Annotated in this window: 24 protein-coding genes; 23 read left to right on the forward strand and 1 reads right to left on the reverse strand. The window is 40.0% G+C overall.

What is annotated here, in order from left to right; genetic code table 11:
• The first annotated feature begins 46 nt into the window (after nt 1–46).
• The 18 genes from rplN to KTH84_RS13305 all read left to right on the forward strand — a co-directional run bounded on the left by rplN (nt 47) and on the right by KTH84_RS13305 (nt 10,157).
• Nucleotides 47–415, forward strand: coding sequence for a 50S ribosomal protein L14 (gene rplN, locus KTH84_RS13220; RefSeq protein WP_001982634.1), 369 nt, complete (start codon nt 47–49; stop codon nt 413–415).
• A 9-nt stretch (nt 416–424) separates the two neighbouring features.
• Entirely contained in the window at nt 425–742 is a 318-nt protein-coding gene (gene rplX / locus KTH84_RS13225; protein WP_002116820.1) for a 50S ribosomal protein L24, read from the forward strand.
• Nucleotides 743–757: 15 nt separating this feature from the next.
• The gene (rplE, locus tag KTH84_RS13230; RefSeq protein ID WP_042895197.1) at nt 758–1,294 is read left to right on the forward strand and encodes a 50S ribosomal protein L5; all 537 of its coding nucleotides are present in this window, start codon (nt 758–760) and stop codon (nt 1,292–1,294) included.
• Between the two features lie 9 nt (nt 1,295–1,303).
• Complete coding sequence (gene rpsN / locus KTH84_RS13235) at nt 1,304–1,609, forward strand: 30S ribosomal protein S14 (protein ID WP_009388045.1); 306 nt, start codon at nt 1,304–1,306, stop codon at nt 1,607–1,609.
• A gap of 11 nt (nt 1,610–1,620) precedes the next feature.
• A complete protein-coding gene (gene rpsH, locus KTH84_RS13240; protein ID WP_005038490.1) occupies nt 1,621–2,016 on the forward strand; it encodes a 30S ribosomal protein S8 in 396 nt (131 codons plus the stop codon).
• Between the two features lie 13 nt (nt 2,017–2,029).
• Complete coding sequence (gene rplF, locus KTH84_RS13245; protein WP_042895190.1) at nt 2,030–2,563, forward strand: 50S ribosomal protein L6; 534 nt, start codon at nt 2,030–2,032, stop codon at nt 2,561–2,563.
• A gap of 14 nt (nt 2,564–2,577) precedes the next feature.
• Nucleotides 2,578–2,928 carry a 50S ribosomal protein L18 gene (gene rplR / locus KTH84_RS13250; protein WP_005043857.1) on the forward strand — a complete coding sequence of 117 codons (351 nt, stop codon included), beginning with the start codon at nt 2,578–2,580 and terminating at the stop codon, nt 2,926–2,928.
• A gap of 2 nt (nt 2,929–2,930) precedes the next feature.
• Nucleotides 2,931–3,428 (forward strand): 30S ribosomal protein S5, encoded by a 498-nt coding sequence (gene rpsE, locus KTH84_RS13255; protein WP_003653653.1) that lies wholly within the window; start codon nt 2,931–2,933, stop codon nt 3,426–3,428.
• A 6-nt stretch (nt 3,429–3,434) separates the two neighbouring features.
• Nucleotides 3,435–3,611, forward strand: a complete 177-nt coding sequence (gene rpmD, locus KTH84_RS13260; protein WP_003653652.1) for a 50S ribosomal protein L30 — start codon at nt 3,435–3,437, stop codon at nt 3,609–3,611.
• Between the two features lie 3 nt (nt 3,612–3,614).
• Nucleotides 3,615–4,055 carry a 50S ribosomal protein L15 gene (rplO, locus tag KTH84_RS13265; RefSeq protein ID WP_042895186.1) on the forward strand — a complete coding sequence of 147 codons (441 nt, stop codon included), beginning with the start codon at nt 3,615–3,617 and terminating at the stop codon, nt 4,053–4,055.
• A 45-nt stretch (nt 4,056–4,100) separates the two neighbouring features.
• A complete protein-coding gene (gene secY / locus KTH84_RS13270) occupies nt 4,101–5,420 on the forward strand; it encodes a preprotein translocase subunit SecY (RefSeq protein WP_171056784.1) in 1,320 nt (439 codons plus the stop codon).
• A gap of 20 nt (nt 5,421–5,440) precedes the next feature.
• Nucleotides 5,441–5,557, forward strand: coding sequence for a 50S ribosomal protein L36 (rpmJ, locus tag KTH84_RS13275; RefSeq protein WP_000867907.1), 117 nt, complete (start codon nt 5,441–5,443; stop codon nt 5,555–5,557).
• Between the two features lie 105 nt (nt 5,558–5,662).
• Nucleotides 5,663–6,019 (forward strand): 30S ribosomal protein S13, encoded by a 357-nt coding sequence (gene rpsM, locus KTH84_RS13280; protein WP_003653646.1) that lies wholly within the window; start codon nt 5,663–5,665, stop codon nt 6,017–6,019.
• Nucleotides 6,020–6,038: 19 nt separating this feature from the next.
• Complete coding sequence (gene rpsK / locus KTH84_RS13285; protein ID WP_001040166.1) at nt 6,039–6,425, forward strand: 30S ribosomal protein S11; 387 nt, start codon at nt 6,039–6,041, stop codon at nt 6,423–6,425.
• A 12-nt stretch (nt 6,426–6,437) separates the two neighbouring features.
• Nucleotides 6,438–7,064, forward strand: coding sequence for a 30S ribosomal protein S4 (gene rpsD, locus KTH84_RS13290; protein ID WP_005301294.1), 627 nt, complete (start codon nt 6,438–6,440; stop codon nt 7,062–7,064).
• Between the two features lie 17 nt (nt 7,065–7,081).
• Entirely contained in the window at nt 7,082–8,089 is a 1,008-nt protein-coding gene (locus KTH84_RS13295) for a DNA-directed RNA polymerase subunit alpha (protein ID WP_003653641.1), read from the forward strand.
• Nucleotides 8,090–8,107: 18 nt separating this feature from the next.
• Nucleotides 8,108–8,485, forward strand: a complete 378-nt coding sequence (gene rplQ / locus KTH84_RS13300; protein ID WP_042895180.1) for a 50S ribosomal protein L17 — start codon at nt 8,108–8,110, stop codon at nt 8,483–8,485.
• 181 nt (nt 8,486–8,666) lie between these two features.
• Nucleotides 8,667–10,157 (forward strand): flavin-containing monooxygenase, encoded by a 1,491-nt coding sequence (locus KTH84_RS13305; RefSeq protein ID WP_075431077.1) that lies wholly within the window; start codon nt 8,667–8,669, stop codon nt 10,155–10,157.
• A 51-nt stretch (nt 10,158–10,208) separates the two neighbouring features.
• Here KTH84_RS13305 and KTH84_RS13310 read toward each other — a convergent pair whose 3' ends face one another.
• On the reverse strand, nt 10,209–11,381 hold the full coding sequence (locus tag KTH84_RS13310) for an acyl-CoA dehydrogenase family protein (protein WP_133971649.1): 1,173 nt from the start codon (nt 11,379–11,381) through the stop codon (nt 10,209–10,211).
• A 189-nt stretch (nt 11,382–11,570) separates the two neighbouring features.
• Here KTH84_RS13310 and KTH84_RS13315 point away from each other — a divergent pair, with 189 nt between their 5' ends.
• The 5 genes from KTH84_RS13315 to KTH84_RS13335 all read left to right on the forward strand — a co-directional run bounded on the left by KTH84_RS13315 (nt 11,571) and on the right by KTH84_RS13335 (nt 17,128).
• Nucleotides 11,571–11,828 carry a succinate dehydrogenase assembly factor 2 gene (locus tag KTH84_RS13315; RefSeq protein ID WP_202743282.1) on the forward strand — a complete coding sequence of 86 codons (258 nt, stop codon included), beginning with the start codon at nt 11,571–11,573 and terminating at the stop codon, nt 11,826–11,828.
• Between the two features lie 6 nt (nt 11,829–11,834).
• Nucleotides 11,835–12,224 (forward strand): hypothetical protein, encoded by a 390-nt coding sequence (locus KTH84_RS13320; protein WP_262473532.1) that lies wholly within the window; start codon nt 11,835–11,837, stop codon nt 12,222–12,224.
• Nucleotides 12,225–12,992: 768 nt separating this feature from the next.
• Nucleotides 12,993–14,081, forward strand: a complete 1,089-nt coding sequence (locus tag KTH84_RS13325; RefSeq protein ID WP_262473533.1) for a hypothetical protein — start codon at nt 12,993–12,995, stop codon at nt 14,079–14,081.
• Between the two features lie 83 nt (nt 14,082–14,164).
• On the forward strand, nt 14,165–14,740 hold the full coding sequence (gene rrtA / locus KTH84_RS13330; RefSeq protein WP_262473535.1) for a rhombosortase: 576 nt from the start codon (nt 14,165–14,167) through the stop codon (nt 14,738–14,740).
• A gap of 177 nt (nt 14,741–14,917) precedes the next feature.
• A complete protein-coding gene (locus KTH84_RS13335) occupies nt 14,918–17,128 on the forward strand; it encodes a TRAP transporter large permease subunit (RefSeq protein WP_262473537.1) in 2,211 nt (736 codons plus the stop codon).
• The last annotated feature ends 117 nt before the right edge of the window (nt 17,129–17,245 follow it).

Below are 17,245 nucleotides of genomic sequence, written 5' to 3' on the forward strand. Positions count from 1 at the left end.
GCCTTTCGAAATTGTGACCGGTGATGCTCGGTTTTGGAGTAGGGCAATGATTCAAACCGAAACTATGCTCGACGTAGCAGACAACAGTGGTGCTCGCCGCGTACAATGTATTAAAGTACTTGGTGGTTCACATCGTCGTTATGCTTCTGTTGGCGACATTATTAAAGTTACTGTAAAAGAAGCAATCCCACGCGCACGTGTTAAAAAAGGTGACGTGATGAATGCGGTTGTAGTTCGTACTAAATTCGGCATTCGTCGTCCAGATGGTTCTGTGATCCGTTTTGATGATAATGCTGCAGTTATCCTGAACAACAACAAAGCTCCGATTGCTACTCGTATCTTCGGACCAGTGACTCGTGAACTTCGTACTGAACAGTTCATGAAAATCATTTCATTGGCTCCTGAAGTTCTATAAGAGGCAATCATGGCTAAGATTAAAAAAGGCGATCAAGTTATTGTGATCGCAGGTAAAGAAAAAGGCAAACAGGGTACTGTGTTGTCTGTTTCTGAAGACCGCGTTAAGGTTGAAGGCCTTAACTTAGTGAAGAAGCATCAAAAGCCGAATCGTGTAACTGGCGCTGAAGGCGGTATTGTTACTCAAGAAGCTTCGCTTCATATTTCAAACGTGGCAATTTTAAATGCTACAACCCAAAAGGCTGACCGTGTTGGTTACCAAGTGATTGATGGCGTGAAAACTCGCGTTTATAAATCAAATGGTGAATCAGTGGCGGTAGCGAAGTAATAGGTTGAAAAGGCAATGGCCAGACTTAAAGCACGTTACAATGATGAACTTAAAGCCAAGTTAAAAGAAGAACTTAGCGTTAAGAACGTGATGGAAATTCCACGCATCACAAAAATCACCCTAAACATGGGTGTGGGCGCAGCTGCAACTGATAAGAAATTATTAGATGGTGCTGTAGTCGACATGCAATTAATTGCTGGTCAAAAACCAGTAGTTACACTTGCTCGTAAATCTATCGCAGGTTTTAAAATCCGTGATGGGTGGCCGATTGGTTGTAAAGTTACTTTACGTGGCGACCAAATGTACGAATTCTTGGATCGTTTGATCTCAATCGCAATCCCTCGTATCCGTGACTTCCGTGGTTTCTCTTCGAAATCATTTGATGGTCGTGGTAACTACTCAATGGGTTTGAAAGAGCAAATCGTTTTCCCTGAAATCGATTTCGATAAGATTGATCGTATTCGTGGTATGGATATTACTATTACTACGACTGCTCGCACCGATGACGAAGGCCGTGCGCTTATGCGTGCATTCGGCTTCCCGTTCAAATAAGAGGTCGATATGGCTAAGAAAGGTATGATTAATCGCGAATTGAAACGCGAAAAAACAGTTGCTAAATACGCTGCAAAACGTGCTGAATTAAAAGCTACTATTGCAAACGTAAATGCAAGTGAAGAAGAGCGTTTCGAAGCGACGTTAAAGTTACAGGCATTGCCACGTAATGCATCTCCGGTGCGTCTTCGTAACCGTTGTGGTTTAACTGGTCGTCCTCATGGTTACTTCCGTAAGTTCGGTTTAAGCCGTAACAAATTACGTGACACAGTAATGCAGGGTGATGTACCAGGCGTTGTTAAGGCAAGCTGGTAAGGAGCGACTAAATGAGTATGCAAGATACCGTTGCCGACATGCTAACACGTGTTCGTAACGCACAAATGGCTAAGAAACAAACCGTTTCTATGCCTTCTTCTAAGTTGAAAGTTGCAATTGCAAACGTTCTTCAACAAGAAGGTTATATTTCAAATGTAGAAGTTGCTCAAGAAGAGACAAAATCTACTTTGACAATTACTTTAAAATATTTCGAAGGCAAACCAGTTATCGAAGTGGTTAAGCGCGTAAGCCGTCCAGGCCTTCGCCAATACCGTGGTAAAGATAAACTTCCAAGCGTTAAGCAAGGTTTAGGTATTGCAATTGTTTCTACAAGCAAAGGCATCATGACTGATCGCGCTGCACGTGCTGCGGGCGTTGGTGGTGAAGTTATTGCTTTTGTTTCTTAATAGGTGATTCCTCATGTCTCGTGTGGCTAAAGCCCCAGTAACTGTACCGAATGGTGTGACAGTTACTCAGAACGGCCGGCAGGTCGAAGTGAAAGGCAGCAAAGGTACGTTGTCTTTCAACCTGCATGCGCTGGTCGAGCTAAAACAGGAAGAAGGTAAACTTCAACTTGCTCCAGTTAAAGAATCGAAAGATGCTTGGATGCAAGCTGGTACTGCTCGCGCTGTATTGAATAACCTTGTAAAAGGGGTTAGTGAAGGCTTCGAACGTAAGTTGCAGCTAGTTGGTGTTGGTTATAAAGCTGCGGTTAAGGGTAGTGTTGTAAACCTTAACCTTGGTTTTTCACACCCAATTGACTACGCTTTACCTGAAAGTGTAACAGCGGAAACTCCAACTGCAACTGAAATCATTTTGAAATCAGCAAACAAGCAGTTGTTAGGTCAAGTAGCGGCAGAAATCCGTGCGTATCGTTCTCCTGAACCATATAAAGGTAAAGGTGTTCGTTATTCGGATGAAGTCATTCTTCGTAAAGAAGCTAAGAAGAAATAAGGCGCGAGGTTCTTATGAACGAAAAGAAACAAACCCGTTTGCGTCGTGCGAAAAGCACACGCTTGCACATCCGTGCATTGGGTGCGACTCGTTTGTGTGTAAACCGCACTCCGCGTCACATCTATGCTCAAGTTATTTCAGCAGATGGTGGCAAAGTTTTAGCGCAAGCTTCAACTTTGGATGCATCTTTACGTAGCGGTACTACAGGTAATGTAGATGCGGCTACTAAAGTAGGCACTTTAATCGCAGAGCGCGCGAAAGCAGCTGGTGTAACTAAAGTTGCATTTGACCGTTCTGGTTTTAAATATCATGGTCGTATCAAAGCCTTGGCTGATGCTGCTCGTGAAAACGGCTTGGAGTTCTAATCATGGCTAAAGTTGAACAAAACGAAGGTCTTGTTGAAAAGCTGGTTGCCGTTGATCGTGTAGCCAAAGTTGTTAAGGGTGGTCGTATCTTCTCTTTCACAGCATTAACTGTTGTGGGTGATGGTAATGGTCGTGTTGGTTTCGGTCGTGGTAAAGCACGTGAAGTTCCAGCTGCTATTTCTAAAGCACTTGAAGCTGCACGTCGCAACATGATTACTGTAGACCTTGCAGGTACTACTTTACAACACCCTGTGAATGCTCGTCATGGTGCAAGCCGTGTATACATGCAACCTGCTTCTGAAGGTACCGGCGTAATCGCTGGTGGCGCAATGCGTGCCGTTCTAGAAGCTGCAGGCGTGCATAACGTACTTGCTAAATGTTATGGTTCTACTAATGCTGCAAACGTAGTGAACGCAACTTTCAAAGGTTTGCGTGATATGACTTCTCCTGAGAAAGTCGCTGCGAAACGTGGTAAATCAGTAGCAGAAATTCAAGGGTAATGAATCATGAAAACGATTAAAGTTACCCAGACTAAATCTTCTTCACATCGCTTGAAAAATCACAAGCTTTGCTTACAAGGTTTAGGTCTGCGTCGTATTGGTCATACTGTAGAAGTGCAAGATACGCCTTCTAACCGTGGTATGGTCAACAAAGTCTACTATATGGTTAGTGTAGAGGAATAAGCCATGACTCTGCGTTTAAATGAGCTTGCGCCTGCAGAAGGTGCAAAACGTGAAAACCTTCGTTTAGGCCGTGGTATCGGTTCTGGCGTTGGTAAGACCGGTGGCCGTGGTGTCAAAGGTCAAAAATCACGTAAAAGTGGTGGCGTTCGTCCAGGCTTTGAAGGCGGTCAAACAGCGATTTATCGTCGTTTACCTAAATTCGGTTTCACTAGCCAAATCGCTTTAAAAACTGCTGAAGTACGTTTATCTGAGTTAAACAAAGTGGAAGGCGACATCGTTAGCCTAGAAACTTTGAAAGCTGCGAATGTTGTTCGTCGTGACCAAATTCGTGCTCGTATCGTACTTTCTGGTGAAATCACTCGTGCATTCACTGTTCAAGGTGTTGCATTGACTAAAGGCGCTAAAGCTGCGATTGAAGCAGCTGGCGGCAAAGTCGAGGAGTAATCTCGAGTGTCTATGTCTCCTAGTTCTTCAGGTCATGTCAACATGATGAAAGGTCAGCCATTTCATGTGAAATATCGTGAAATTATTCGCCGGATGAGTTTTCTAATCGGTGCATTGCTGGTCTTTCGACTAGGAGCGCATATTCCAGTACCAGGCATTAATAATGCTGCGTTAGAAAATTTATTTCAAGCGAACCAAGGAACTATTCTTGGGCTATTCAATATGTTTTCTGGCGGTGCTTTAGAGCGAATGTCTATTCTTGCTTTAGGGATTATGCCTTACATTTCTGCATCAATTATTGTGCAGTTAATGTCTACAGTAATTCCTTCACTAGAAGCCTTGAAAAAGGAAGGTGAGCAAGGTAAGCGTAAAATTAATCAATATACGCGTCAGGGTACATTATTGCTTGCAGTGGTTCAGGCAGTTGGTATGTGTGCAGGTTTGATTGGTCAGGGTATTACTCTGTCAGTTGGTCTTGAGTTTTATATACCAGCAGTTACATCACTTGTCGCTGGAACTATGTTCTTAATGTGGCTAGGTGAACAAATCACTGAAAGAGGTATTGGTAATGGTATCTCAATGATTATTTTTGCTGGTATTGTTTCTGGTTTGCCTAACTTAATTATGCAATCAGTTTCATCAGTAGATAATGGTCAGACAAGCTTAATTGGTCTTGTGATCTTTGGTCTTTTGTCTTTAGGTGTGTTGGCTGCCATTGTGTTTATTGAAAAAGCACAACGTCGTATTCCAGTAAACTATGCACAAAAGCAGCAAGGTCGTCGTATATTTACAGCACAGCAGACGCATTTGCCATTGAAAATTAATATGGCTGGTGTGATTCCTGCGATTTTTGCAAGTTCTTTACTCTTGTTCCCAGCGAGTCTTGGTCAATGGGTAGGAAGTGCAGATGCAAATGCTGGATTAATTAAGCGTAGCTTACAAGATTTAGCTTTAGTATTGTCGCCTGGACAGCCTTTGTATTTGGTGCTCTTTGGTGCGTTAATTATCTTTTTCTGTTACTTTTATACGGCTTTAGTATTTAGCCCTAAGGAAGTATCAGAAAATCTAAAACGCAGCGGAGCTTATGTGCCTGGTATTCGCCCAGGTGAGCAAACTGCTCGTTACTTAGATCATATTCTTAATCGTTTGACGTTTATTGGTGCGATTTATATTACGGTCATTTGTCTAATGCCAATGATTCTACAAAGTTCTTTTGGGATCCCATTCTCTTTGGGTGGTACCTCATTACTAATCGTAGTTGTCGTTGTTATGGACTTTATGGCTCAGCTACAAGCGCACTTAACATCTCATCAATATGATAATCAAACATTAATGAGAAAAACGACTGCTCATCCTAAGGGATAAGCGCACTTAGAGGTTTCATCATGAAAGTACAAGCTTCTGTAAAGAAAATTTGTGGTAGCTGTAAAGTTATCCGTCGTAATGGGGTTATTCGCGTAATTTGTAGCGCAGAACCTCGTCATAAGCAGCGTCAAGGTTAATCTAATCAAGACCTGTTGATTTCAGTAGGCGAATTGGGTTAATATCCGCCCCTCAAGATTTTGTGGGGCGGTTGATTATCTCTACTGCCTTTTTGGAGAAAGTGAATGGCTCGTATTGCCGGTGTAAACATTCCGGATAACAAGCATGCTGTTATCTCCCTCACTTACATCTTTGGTGTCGGTCGCCATACTGCTAAGAATATCTTAACAGCAGTTGGTATTACTGAGACTACTAAGATCCGTGAGTTGGACGATGCTCAGCTTGATGCGATTCGTGCAGAAGTTGCTAAGGTTCCTACCGAAGGTGACTTACGTCGCGAAATTTCCATGAACATTAAACGTTTAATGGATTTGGGTTGCTATCGCGGCCTTCGCCATCGTCGCAGCTTGCCTGTCCGTGGTCAACGCACCAAAACTAACGCACGTACCCGTAAAGGTCCGCGCAAACCGATTAAAAAGTAAGATTTCTGGAAGCTAAAAGATGGCTAAAGATACTCGCACACGCAAGAAGGTCACCCGTACCGTCTCTGAAGGTGTTGCACACATTCACGCGTCTTTTAATAACACCATTGTTACGATTACTGATCGTCAAGGTAATGCATTGGCTTGGGCCACCTCTGGTGGACAAGGCTTCCGTGGTTCACGTAAATCAACTCCGTTTGCTGCTCAGGTAGCTGCTGAAGTTGCTGGTAAAGCAGCTTTAGATTACGGTTTGAAAAATCTGGATGTCCTTGTAAAAGGCCCTGGTCCAGGTCGTGAGTCTGCGGTTCGTGCATTAGGCGCAGTGGGTTATAAAATTAACAGCATTACCGATGTGACGCCAATTCCTCACAACGGTTGCCGTCCACCTAAAAAACGTCGCGTGTAAGGAGAAACATTCATGGCTCGTTATATTGGTCCAAAATGCAAACTCTCTCGCCGCGAAGGGACAGACCTGCAACTTAAATCTGGCGTTAAACCTTTTGACGTCAAAACTAAAAAAGCTAACAAAGCACCTGGTCAACATGGTCAGGCACGCGGTGGTAAGCAATCTGAGTATTCACTACAATTACGTGAAAAACAAAAAGTCCGTCGTATTTACGGTGTGTTAGAACGTCAATTTAGTAACTACTATAAAGAAGCAGCTCGTGTTAAAGGCGCAACAGGTGAGAACTTGTTGAAATTGCTTGAAAGCCGTCTTGATAACGTTGTTTATCGCATGGGTTTTGGTTCTACACGTGCAGAAGCTCGTCAGTTAGTAAGTCACCGTAGCATTACTTTGAATGGTCGTCGTGTAAACATCGCATCTATTCAAGTTAAAGCTGGTGATGTAATTGCGGTTCACGAAGGTGCTAAACAACAATTGCGTATTAAAAACGCGATTGAGTTGGCTGCACAACGTGGTATTCCAGCTTGGATCGATGTTGATCATTCTAAGCTTGAAGGTACGTTTAAAGCTGCACCAGATCGTGCTGATTTACCTGCTGAAATCAATGAAAGCTTGATTGTAGAATTGTATTCTAAATAATCCTTGAGGTAGCAATAATGACGCGTACTGCAAACGAGTTTCTAACTCCGCAAGCGATCAAGGTCGAAGCGGTTAGCGGGACCTCGGCAAAAGTGATTCTAGAACCTTTAGAGCGTGGTTTTGGCCACACTCTAGGTAATGCTTTACGTCGCATTCTATTGTCTTCTTTACCTGGCGCTGCTGTGGTTGAAGTTGAGATAGAAGGTGTCGAGCACGAGTACAGTACTTTAGAAGGCTTGCAGCAGGACATCGTCGAGCTCTTGCTGAACCTAAAAGGATTGTCTATTAAGCTGTTCGATCAAAATGAAGCATATTTAACATTAGAGAAACAAGGTCCTGGCGAAATTACTGCTGCTGATCTTCGTTTACCCCATAATGTTGAAGTGGTTAATCCAGAACATCTAATAGGTACTTTGAGTGCTTCAGGCTCATTAAAAATGCGCTTGAAGGTTGCTCAAGGTCGTGGTTATGAAACATCTGATTCTCGTTTCCCTGAAGGTGAAACACGTCCTGTTGGTCGTTTGCAATTAGATGCTTCTTATAGCCCGATTAAGCGTGTTTCTTACACCGTTGAAAATGCGCGTGTAGAACAACGTACCGATTTAGATAAACTGGTAATCGACCTCGAGACAAATGGAACGGTTGATCCTGAAGAAGCAATCCGGAAAGCGGCAACAATCTTGCAACAACAAATTGCAATTTTTGTTGATCTTCAGAAAGACCAAACTCCAGTTGCTCAAGAGCCTCGTGAAGAAGTTGACCCAATCTTGCTTCGCCCAGTAGATGATCTAGAGCTTACTGTTCGTTCTGCTAACTGTTTGAAAGCAGAAAATATTTACTACATTGGTGATCTTGTTCAACGTACTGAAGTTGAGTTGTTAAAAACTCCTAACCTTGGTAAAAAATCGTTAACAGAGATCAAAGATGTTTTGGCATCGAAAGGCTTACAACTCGGTATGCGTCTTGAAAACTGGCCACCAGCTAGTCTTCGTATGGACGACCGTTTTGCCTATCGTAGCCGTTAATTAAGTAGGACTATCACCATGCGTCATCGTAATAGTGGTGTGAAATTAGGCCGTACAAGCAGCCATCGTAAAGCGATGTTCCAAAACTTGGCTAATTCTTTATTTGAACACGAGTTGATCAAAACAACTGTGCCTAAAGCTAAAGAATTACGTCGTGTTGCTGAGCCTTTAATCACTCTAGCAAAAAACGATACTGTAGCAAATCGTCGTTTAGCATTTGCTCGTACTCGTAATGCTGCAACTGTAGGTAAATTATTTACCGTACTCGGCCCTCGTTACAAAGAACGTAACGGCGGTTATCTACGTGTTCTTAAAGCGGGCTTCCGTGCTGGTGATGCAGCGCCGATGGCTTACGTTGAGCTTGTAGATCGTGAAGTGAAAACTTCAGCTGAATAATTGATTTTATTCAAAAAAGACCGGTTTTATACCGGTCTTTTTTATTTCTGCTAATTAAATAAATTATAAAAATGTCCTCAACTGACATAAAAAAACGGATAAACGGTCAAACTTGACATTGTGTATTGTCAAAATTGTGCTTTAATAAACTTATATTCTCAACAATGGGTATAAAAATAAAATGGAAAAGCAAGTTGATATTTTAATCATTGGCGCAGGTATTTCAGGAATAGGAATCGCTGCTCATCTATCAAAAAATTCTCCACAACGTCAATTTGAAATTTTAGAGCGTCGTGAATCTTTTGGTGGAACATGGGATCTTTTCCGTTATCCAGGCATTCGTTCAGACTCAGATATGTCCACATTTGGTTTTAATTTTAAGCCATGGTGTAAAGCGAATGTATTAGCTGATGGTGCTTCTATTAAAGGGTATTTAGGCGAAGTAATTGATGAATATAAATTAAAAGAAAAAATTCACTTTGGTCATCGTGTGCTTTCTGCTAATTATGATTCTGAATCAAAGAAATGGCAGGTTGTAATTGAAGATGGGAAGAAAAAACAACAAACTTGGATTGCTAACTTTGTTGTAGGGTGTACTGGTTATTATAACTATGATCAGGGATATGCACCTTCTTTCCCAAATCAAGAAGCATTTAAAGGGCAACTCATTCACCCACAGCATTGGCCTGAGAATTTAGATTACACAGGTAAAAAAGTCGTTATTATTGGTAGTGGTGCAACTGCCATTACTTTAGTACCAGCAATGGCGAAAGGCGGAGCGGGGCATGTAACTATGTTGCAGCGTTCACCAACATATATTGCTAGTGTGCCGTCTATCGACTTCATCTATGAAAAAACGCGTAAATTTATGTCTGAAGAGGCAGCTTATAAATTTACCCGTGCACGTAATATTGGTATGCAACGCGCTATTTATGCATTATCACAGAAACATCCAAAGACTGTGCGTCGTTTACTCTTAAAAGCAATTGAAGTGCAGTTAAAGGGTAAAGTTGATATGAAGCATTTTACTCCTTCATATAATCCTTGGGATCAACGTCTATGTGTGGTACCTGATGGTGACTTATTTAAGATTTTGCGTGAAGGTAAAGCTAGTGTAGAAACAGATCAAGTTGAGAAATTTACCGAAAAAGGTATTTTACTTAAATCTGGTAAACATCTTGATGCGGATATCGTGATTTCTGCAACTGGTTTACAAGTTCAGATTATGGGCGGCGTTCAAGCTACTATTGATGGGAAAGCAGTTAATTCATCTGAACATATGCTTTATAACGGTGTGATGTTAAGTGATGTACCAAACATGGCTATGATTATTGGTTATGTAAATGCATCTTGGACCCTTAAAGTTGATATCGCTGCAGAATATATTTGTCGCTTGTTAAATTATATGGATAAAAATCACTATGACGAAGTGATCCCATCTGGTGATAAGACTGAAATGGAAGAAGATACTGTAATGGGTAAATTGTCTTCAGGTTATATTAGCCGTGCGGCACATGAACTTCCAAAACAGGGTAAGCATGCTCCATGGCAAGTCACTAATAACTATTTAGAAGACAAAAAATCGCTAAAAAATTCAAAATTTGAAGATGGTGTTCTGCATTTTCATAAACGTTCAGAAACTAATGAGCGTAAGCCAAAACTAGTGTCTTAATAGATATTAGATAAATAAAAGGGGCGTAATGCCCCTTTTATAATGAAGCTATTAAAGTGTTCTAGAAATTAATTCTTTCATAATTTCATTGGTACCTGCATAAATTCGATTTGCTCGATGATCTATGTAGGCACGTGCAATTGGATATTCAAGCATGTAACCATAACCCCCATGTAATTGAAGGCACTCATCTACAATTTTTGAGAACATATCTGAAATTTTATATTTAGCAGCTGCCGCAGCTTCTACACTTAATTTTTCTTCAAGTTGTAATTCCATACAACGATCTAAATAAGTACGGCAGAAATCTATTTCTGTTCTCAGTTCAGCAAGTTTAAAGCGCGTATTTTGAAATGCACCAATATGTTTACCAAATGCTTTACGGTCTTTCGTGTATTGAACCGTATGTGCAAATGCCGCTTCTGCTCCTGCCTGACAAATAATAGCAACTAGCATTCGTTCCCAAGCTAACTCTTTCATGAGCATAATAAAGCCCATGCCTTCCATACCTAAAAGATTTTCTTTAGGGACACGAACGTTATCGAAAAATAATTCGCACGTATCTTGGCCTTTCATCCCAATTTTATTAAGAGGCTTACCTTTGCTAAAGCCAGCTCGGTCTGCTTCAACAATAATGAGCGATAAGTTTGCTGAACCTTTGTCGTTATTGCCAGTTTTACAAACCACTACGACCATGTCACATAAATAGCCATTAGTAATGAAAATCTTTGAACCATTAATTACATAATCGTCACCATCAAGTACGGCTGTAGTTCTTACTGCTTGTAGATCAGAACCAGTGCCAGGCTCAGTCATCGCAATAGCTGTGACCACTTCTCCTGTGGCCATTTTCGGTAACCACTTTTGTTTTTGTTCTTCATTACCAAAGTTGTTCACGTAATTGGCAACAATATCTGAATGCAAAGAAAAGCCAGTACTAGAGTCCATCGCATAAGCTTGTTCTTCAATTAAGATCATGCTGTACAAGCGGTCTACTCCAGAACCACCATATTGCTCAGGCATTGTGGTACACAGTAAACCTAAGTCTCCGGCCTTATTCCAAAGGTCACGATCAACATGTTGCTGTTTTTCATATTTTTCAATATTCGGAACAACTTCTTTTTCATAGAATTTACGCACTGTTTCACGAAAAGCCTCATGCTCTTCATTAAATAGTTGTCTTGGTAACATATTTGGAATGGGACGAATAGCGCCAGATTGCATTTGTATTTCTTCCTTGGTTTAGGCGTGATGTTATGAATCTAAACATACGTAAGCATTCCTTGCGTAACAATGTGATGAATGCTCAATTATGAGCACAAGATGATAAATTTGGTCAATTTGATATTTTTAGCGATCTTTGGAATGTGATCAGGTAAACTAAGCGCACTATCAATGCAGGTGGGGAAATAAATGTCTGACGAAATGACCTTGGAAGAACGTAAAGTAATTTATCGAGCACGCCGCGGCTTAAAAGAAATTGACGTCTATTTTGACCCTTATGTAAAAAACTATTATCTAAAAGCAGATCCAGCAGAGAAGGTTTTATTTGCAGAATTAGTTGAACAAGAAGATCCGGATTTATTAGATTGGTTCATGGAAGTTTCTGAACCTCCACGCACAGAATTACGTGAATTTATTTATAAATTAAAACAGTATGTACATGGCTAAACTGTTTTGATAAAAGAATTGAATTTTGAGCTGAAATATAGTCGTTTCTCGATAATATTTCAGCTTTTTATTGGCTTGAGTTTAGCAATCCTACTTTATCAATTGTTATCACCAATTTGGTGGTTGATTGCTCTCATTCTTTTGTCTATTAGTTTTCTATTTTTTTTGAAAAAATCACGAATTTCTCAAATTGCATATTTAGACCAAAAATCGTGGTCAGTTGCATACTCTTCGCAAAAGATGATTTCCCGTGTAGAAATCACTAAAATAATTAATTATCAGTTATTTATGGTTATTTATTTTGAGGGGGCCCCTATGAAAGTAGCCATTATTTGGTTTGATCAACTTCCTTTGCAGCATTGGAAAAAATTAAAAGTCTTACAGAAAGTTTATTAATTGTTAGACAATTCTACATTTGTATATTTATATAAAAATTATTAAAAACAAAAACTTAATTAATATATTTTTCTTAAATTTTAGATTGTCTAGTTAAAAGTTAGAAAAAAGACAGAGAAATATGATTGTCTGACAATTTCAACGATGAGTCTTTATTCCATCGGTTAAAGTACAAACACCAACGTAAAGTGTGTCGGAGGTCTCAAAATGGAGATGCCAACATGGTCGTTCTTGGTCATTGCCATCATTTTGGCAGTGGTGATCGGAAGAGCAGGAACTTTACTCAGGGAACATCTTAGCAAAGTTAATTTTAACAAAGTTAAGAGACAGAGGATGCAAGGTCGTCGATCAGTCAATTATTAAATTGGTTAGTCGATTAATTCCATCAAGTGTTCAGTTTATAACTGGGTGCGATTGTAGTAAGGAGGTCTCTCATGGAGATTTCAATGTGGATGTTTCTGTTAATTACAGTGCTTATGGCTGTGGTAGTAGGAAGAGCAGGAACTTTACTTAAGGATTATCTAGAACAAAAATAATATAAGCCGTTAAAAGCTTATCTCAGTTAATAAGTAGCATGTGCTGAACCGTCGCAATGCTACTTTTTTTTGCCTAAAATTTCTGTTTTCTGAAAAAACTGTCAATTTTATCTACTGTGAAGTATGTCAAAGTATAAGCGCTACAATTAGAGTAATTACTCTTTTATTCAAGATATGCATCTGCTAATGTACATCTGAAAAGGAAAAAACAAATTACATAGAGGACAGGAAGATGTCTAAAGTCCAAAAAATAAGCCAAGGTTTGGCGATGAGTTTTCTAGCAGCTTCAGTTTTATCAGGTTGTTCATACGTCGTGAAAACCGGAGCAAATGTTGCTTTAGGTTTTACGGAAAAGCACGTCGTTCCGCCTATTCTAGCAATGCAAGATGCTGAAATGGTTTGTAATACTGGTAGTGCATTAACACCTGCAATCATGTCTACTAAAGGTATGGGTGCAGATCCAACGCGTGTTGCTGTATTAATGTATGCCGCATCAGGTGTATGTGCAGAGAACCAAGCGTTAGAACAGGAATTACGTTATTTACGTGCATCAAAAGCAGGTCAAGTAACCGAAGCTCAAGATGCTCGTATTGCCCAGAAACGTTGGGCAGCCATTGCTGCTGAGCGTCAATATACGGGCTATAAGTTGTTTGCTGATCGTTGGGAATCTAAATATAAATATCATTTAGGTGATTCTTGCCCAACCATGCGCAGTGATACTGATCAAACTGTTTATTTACTTGGAATGATTAGTGGCCTTCAGGCTGTAACCAATGACATTAACTCTGGTGGTGCAGTCAATGTTCCAAAAGATATTGCTGCTATTGTAGAGCGTGGCATGGTCTGTCTAGATAATGAAAAATTCTGGGGCGCACCTAATGCAACACGTGCTGTGATCTGGACTTTATTACCAGGGGCAGATGAAGGGAAACCTGACCCATATCAAACGTTAAAACAATCAGTACAAATTGGTGAACAAAAAGGTGTTCGCTTGTCTCATGCTTTGTATGCGGTAGCTGCCCAAGCAAGTGGTGATGATGCAAAAATCCGTGATGCATTAAGATTATATGCGGCATCTCAAGCTGATGATAAGCCTGTCAATCCGAACTTTAAGTTAATCGATAGTATGGCAGGTCTGATTATACGTGGTATTTCTGACCGTTACTGGACAGAGCATACTGGTGTGCGTACCGGAGATGATGGTATGTCACATTTCTGGGATGATAAGAATGAAGGTGCAGCAGAGTTAGATGAATTGTTTGATGGAGGGGCCGCATCTGAAGCTCCAGCAGATTCATCTGCTCCACAAGCAGCGCAGTAAAAATATTTGAAAGGTTAACTTCTTGCGAGCCTGTTGTTTAGTTTTACAATAGTAGCAAGAAGTTTAATTTCAAGGAGTGTGCCATGAAGGATCATGTACTGAATCATAAAGTGCTTTTGGTCGCAGTGTGCATTTCTGTGTCTGCCTGTCTACAGGTGTTTCCTGATACATTTATTTATTGGCGTGAAAGCCTACTTGGCGAATTCTGGCGTTTGTGGACAGCGCACTGGGTACACGTTGGGTGGATTCATTTCCTTTTAAATATGATGGCATTCGCCTGTTTACCGTTTATCTTCCCGCATACCAAAGCGTGGCATCTTTTAAGTCTGCTTTTTCTTTTGCCACCGTTCATTAGTTTGATTTTCTATTTTTATTTACCTTATATCGAGGCATATGCTGGTTTGTCTGGTGTTTTACATGGGCTATATACAGCAGTTGCTTTAGTTTACTTGCAATATCGTAAAGAACGGAATTTTGCTTTTCTGGTTTTAGGATTAATTATTGCAAAACTGATATGGGAAAATACCTTTGGGCAAACAGGAACTGCCCAGTTAATAGGGAGTCCGGTTTTAACTGAAGCTCACTTATATGGAGCAATTGGTGGTGCAATCTTTGGTGGCTGCTATTGGTTTGCTCAAAGATTAAAAAAGAAATATTGACAATACAAACTGTTAAAAAAGTGATTTTAGTCATTCTTTATTAATAAAGTTTGATGCAAATTTGATCGTTGAATAAAGGGATTGGTAGAAGGGGGATGGAATTAACCCCTGACCAAGAAAATTGCATGACTCAAGCTCCTGTTTTCAGGTTTTTGAGAGAACAAAATTGGAATATTTATGCAAGAATATCAAGAAAAAAGATCTGGATTAGGTCTGTTGGGTTATATCTGGAACGAATGGATCTCAACATTTGTCATCCTCACTCTGCTATTAATGACTCTAATCATTGGTACTGGGGAAATGATCCACGGGCAATTATTACGTATCGGGGAGCGTCTTTATGGTGACCCTGCGGTAGGTATGCAATATTCATTTTTGCGTGCCGAACCTGAAAAGCCGACTTGTGATCGACATCCAAATATCGATGCTCAAGTAAAAGAACAAATGAAAGCGAATGCATCTGATGACTTCGCGAGCTTCTTTGGTGCTGCATCGGAAAGTGATGTCCGTGCATCACTACTCGCAGCTCAGCAGCAATGTGATGAGAAGTATCAGTTTTATGATAAAGCGATTACTTATATGGATGCACATCCGAGTATTCGTACATATAGAACTGTGGAAACATCGTTTTTTGGTCTCTTTAAATTTGGTACAGAGAACAGAGCGATGCTTTTGGTTGTTATGGTCGTGTTAGCTGCAATAACAGCTACATTAAAGACACATCATATTGGTTTAAGAAGTCCCGCTACCAGAATAGACTTTCGTGTTTATTCAATTGCAATGTTACTTGCGAATGGTTTGTTAACATCTTCAACAATTAGTCAATATCGCTCAGTAACGGGGTCTGGTGTACCTGTTACTTTAGAGCTGCAAGTTATTTATTGGCTTTGGATTATCTTATTCGGTATTTTAACTTTAATTAGTTTATTTAAACTAATTAAGTCCCCTACACCAACAAAAGAGGGGGGGAATATCGGTTTAGCTTTTTTAAGTATTCCTTTATATGCTTATATGGCGATTATCACTGGTGTGGCATTTACCTTCTTTATGGATTACCCAATGGGACAAGGGATTTACCTTGGTCAGTTGGTTGAGTTTTCAAGTATCTTCCTAAACCTTGCTCTTTTTATTTGGGCAGGGATGTTACTTAAACAGACACGCATCGTTGATTTATTTTTAAATATTCTTCGACCATGGAATCTTGCTCCAGAAACGTTGACTTGGTTAATTTTGATTGCAGCGGCATTACCGACAGCTTATACAGGTGCGTCAGGTATTTTTGTTATTGCGGCAGGTGCAATTATTTATAAAGAAGTCTGGAATGCGGGTGGACGTCGTCAGTTTGCTCTAGCAGCAACGGCTATGTCTGGTTCATTAGGAGTCGTATTACGCCCGTGTTTATTAATTGTTGTTGTCGCATCTTTAAATAAAGAAGTTACAACTGATATGCTATATCATTATGGTATATATACTTTCTTATTATCTTCAACTTTATTTTTAATAATTTCTTTATTCTTTGCTGAGCAAAAGTTCCGGATCGCACCTGTAAAAGTTGCGTTTCCAAATTCGTTACGTGCATTTGTTCCAGTATCGCCGTATATCGTAATTTTCATTTTAATTTGGTTGTTTTATAAACATGCCTTAGCAACAGATTTAAATGAGTTTACAGCACCAGTTATGATGCCTGTAATCTTATTATTAATGGTGTTATTTGATAAGTTACGTAGAGAACCTGCTCCATTAGCACCAGTTGGACATTGGGATAGTACTCTTAATGTTTATACTGCTCCAGCCGATGGTTCTCAGCCTGTACCTCAAGTAAAGCCTATAGATGATCCACGTAATCCTGAACGTAGAGTGTCTTTCCGATCAGCTTTACACACAGCTACAAGTGAAACTGTTGGGCATATTGGTGCATTAGTTATTCTAATGGCATTGTCTGTAAGTGTTGGTGGATTCTTGGAACGAATCGAAATTATGGAGGCTTTCCCAACAGATATTAGTAGTCTATTTGTTGTGATCTCTTTGATTGTGATTCTCATGGTATTTGTCGGGATGATCATGGATCCATTCGGTGCTGTTATTTTAATTTCAGCAACCGTAGCCCCCGTAGCATATAAATACGGAATTGATCCTGTGCATTTCTGGATGATCGCATTAATTGGTTTTGAGCTTGGTTATATTACTCCTCCAGTTGCTTTAAACCACTTATTGGCGAGGCAAGCAATTGGCGACGATGAAGTATCTGAAGCAGATGCAGAAGTTCGTCATAAATCGTTCTTCTACCGCTTCGAGCGATGGGTTTTACCATTGATGGTCATGATACCTGCAATGTTAATTATTGCTTACATTCCATACTTCTTTAAGTTGTTTGGTTGGTATCAATAAGTGAGATTGGAATACATATAATGTGAAAAAGCCTTCCTAAATGGAGGGCTTTTTAGTAAGAGACTTTAGTAAATTTAGGAAAAGATGACTGGAATTATTTTAATTAGAATAAAAAAG

It is taken from the genome of Acinetobacter sp. WU_MDCI_Abxb74, assembly GCF_025513915.1.
In the GTDB taxonomy this organism is placed as follows: domain Bacteria; phylum Pseudomonadota; class Gammaproteobacteria; order Pseudomonadales; family Moraxellaceae; genus Acinetobacter; species Acinetobacter calcoaceticus_C.

Coding starts and splice junctions, on each gene's coding strand:
- KTH84_RS13295 (WP_003653641.1), top strand. CDS start 7,082: ATGACGCGTACTGCAAACGAGTTTCTAACTCCGCAAGCGATCAAGGTC.
- rplN (WP_001982634.1), top strand. CDS start 47: ATGATTCAAACCGAAACTATGCTCGACGTAGCAGACAACAGTGGTGCT.
- rpsE (WP_003653653.1), top strand. CDS start 2,931: ATGGCTAAAGTTGAACAAAACGAAGGTCTTGTTGAAAAGCTGGTTGCC.
- rpmJ (WP_000867907.1), top strand. CDS start 5,441: ATGAAAGTACAAGCTTCTGTAAAGAAAATTTGTGGTAGCTGTAAAGTT.
- rpsH (WP_005038490.1), top strand. CDS start 1,621: ATGAGTATGCAAGATACCGTTGCCGACATGCTAACACGTGTTCGTAAC.
- rplX (WP_002116820.1), top strand. CDS start 425: ATGGCTAAGATTAAAAAAGGCGATCAAGTTATTGTGATCGCAGGTAAA.
- KTH84_RS13305 (WP_075431077.1), top strand. CDS start 8,667: ATGGAAAAGCAAGTTGATATTTTAATCATTGGCGCAGGTATTTCAGGA.
- KTH84_RS13335 (WP_262473537.1), top strand. CDS start 14,918: ATGCAAGAATATCAAGAAAAAAGATCTGGATTAGGTCTGTTGGGTTAT.
- KTH84_RS13315 (WP_202743282.1), top strand. CDS start 11,571: ATGTCTGACGAAATGACCTTGGAAGAACGTAAAGTAATTTATCGAGCA.
- KTH84_RS13325 (WP_262473533.1), top strand. CDS start 12,993: ATGTCTAAAGTCCAAAAAATAAGCCAAGGTTTGGCGATGAGTTTTCTA.
- secY (WP_171056784.1), top strand. CDS start 4,101: ATGAAAGGTCAGCCATTTCATGTGAAATATCGTGAAATTATTCGCCGG.
- rpsM (WP_003653646.1), top strand. CDS start 5,663: ATGGCTCGTATTGCCGGTGTAAACATTCCGGATAACAAGCATGCTGTT.
- rplE (WP_042895197.1), top strand. CDS start 758: ATGGCCAGACTTAAAGCACGTTACAATGATGAACTTAAAGCCAAGTTA.
- rplQ (WP_042895180.1), top strand. CDS start 8,108: ATGCGTCATCGTAATAGTGGTGTGAAATTAGGCCGTACAAGCAGCCAT.
- KTH84_RS13310 (WP_133971649.1), bottom strand. CDS start 11,381: ATGCAATCTGGCGCTATTCGTCCCATTCCAAATATGTTACCAAGACAA.
- rpsK (WP_001040166.1), top strand. CDS start 6,039: ATGGCTAAAGATACTCGCACACGCAAGAAGGTCACCCGTACCGTCTCT.
- rplR (WP_005043857.1), top strand. CDS start 2,578: ATGAACGAAAAGAAACAAACCCGTTTGCGTCGTGCGAAAAGCACACGC.
- rrtA (WP_262473535.1), top strand. CDS start 14,165: ATGAAGGATCATGTACTGAATCATAAAGTGCTTTTGGTCGCAGTGTGC.
- rpsN (WP_009388045.1), top strand. CDS start 1,304: ATGGCTAAGAAAGGTATGATTAATCGCGAATTGAAACGCGAAAAAACA.
- rplO (WP_042895186.1), top strand. CDS start 3,615: ATGACTCTGCGTTTAAATGAGCTTGCGCCTGCAGAAGGTGCAAAACGT.
- rpmD (WP_003653652.1), top strand. CDS start 3,435: ATGAAAACGATTAAAGTTACCCAGACTAAATCTTCTTCACATCGCTTG.
- rpsD (WP_005301294.1), top strand. CDS start 6,438: ATGGCTCGTTATATTGGTCCAAAATGCAAACTCTCTCGCCGCGAAGGG.
- rplF (WP_042895190.1), top strand. CDS start 2,030: ATGTCTCGTGTGGCTAAAGCCCCAGTAACTGTACCGAATGGTGTGACA.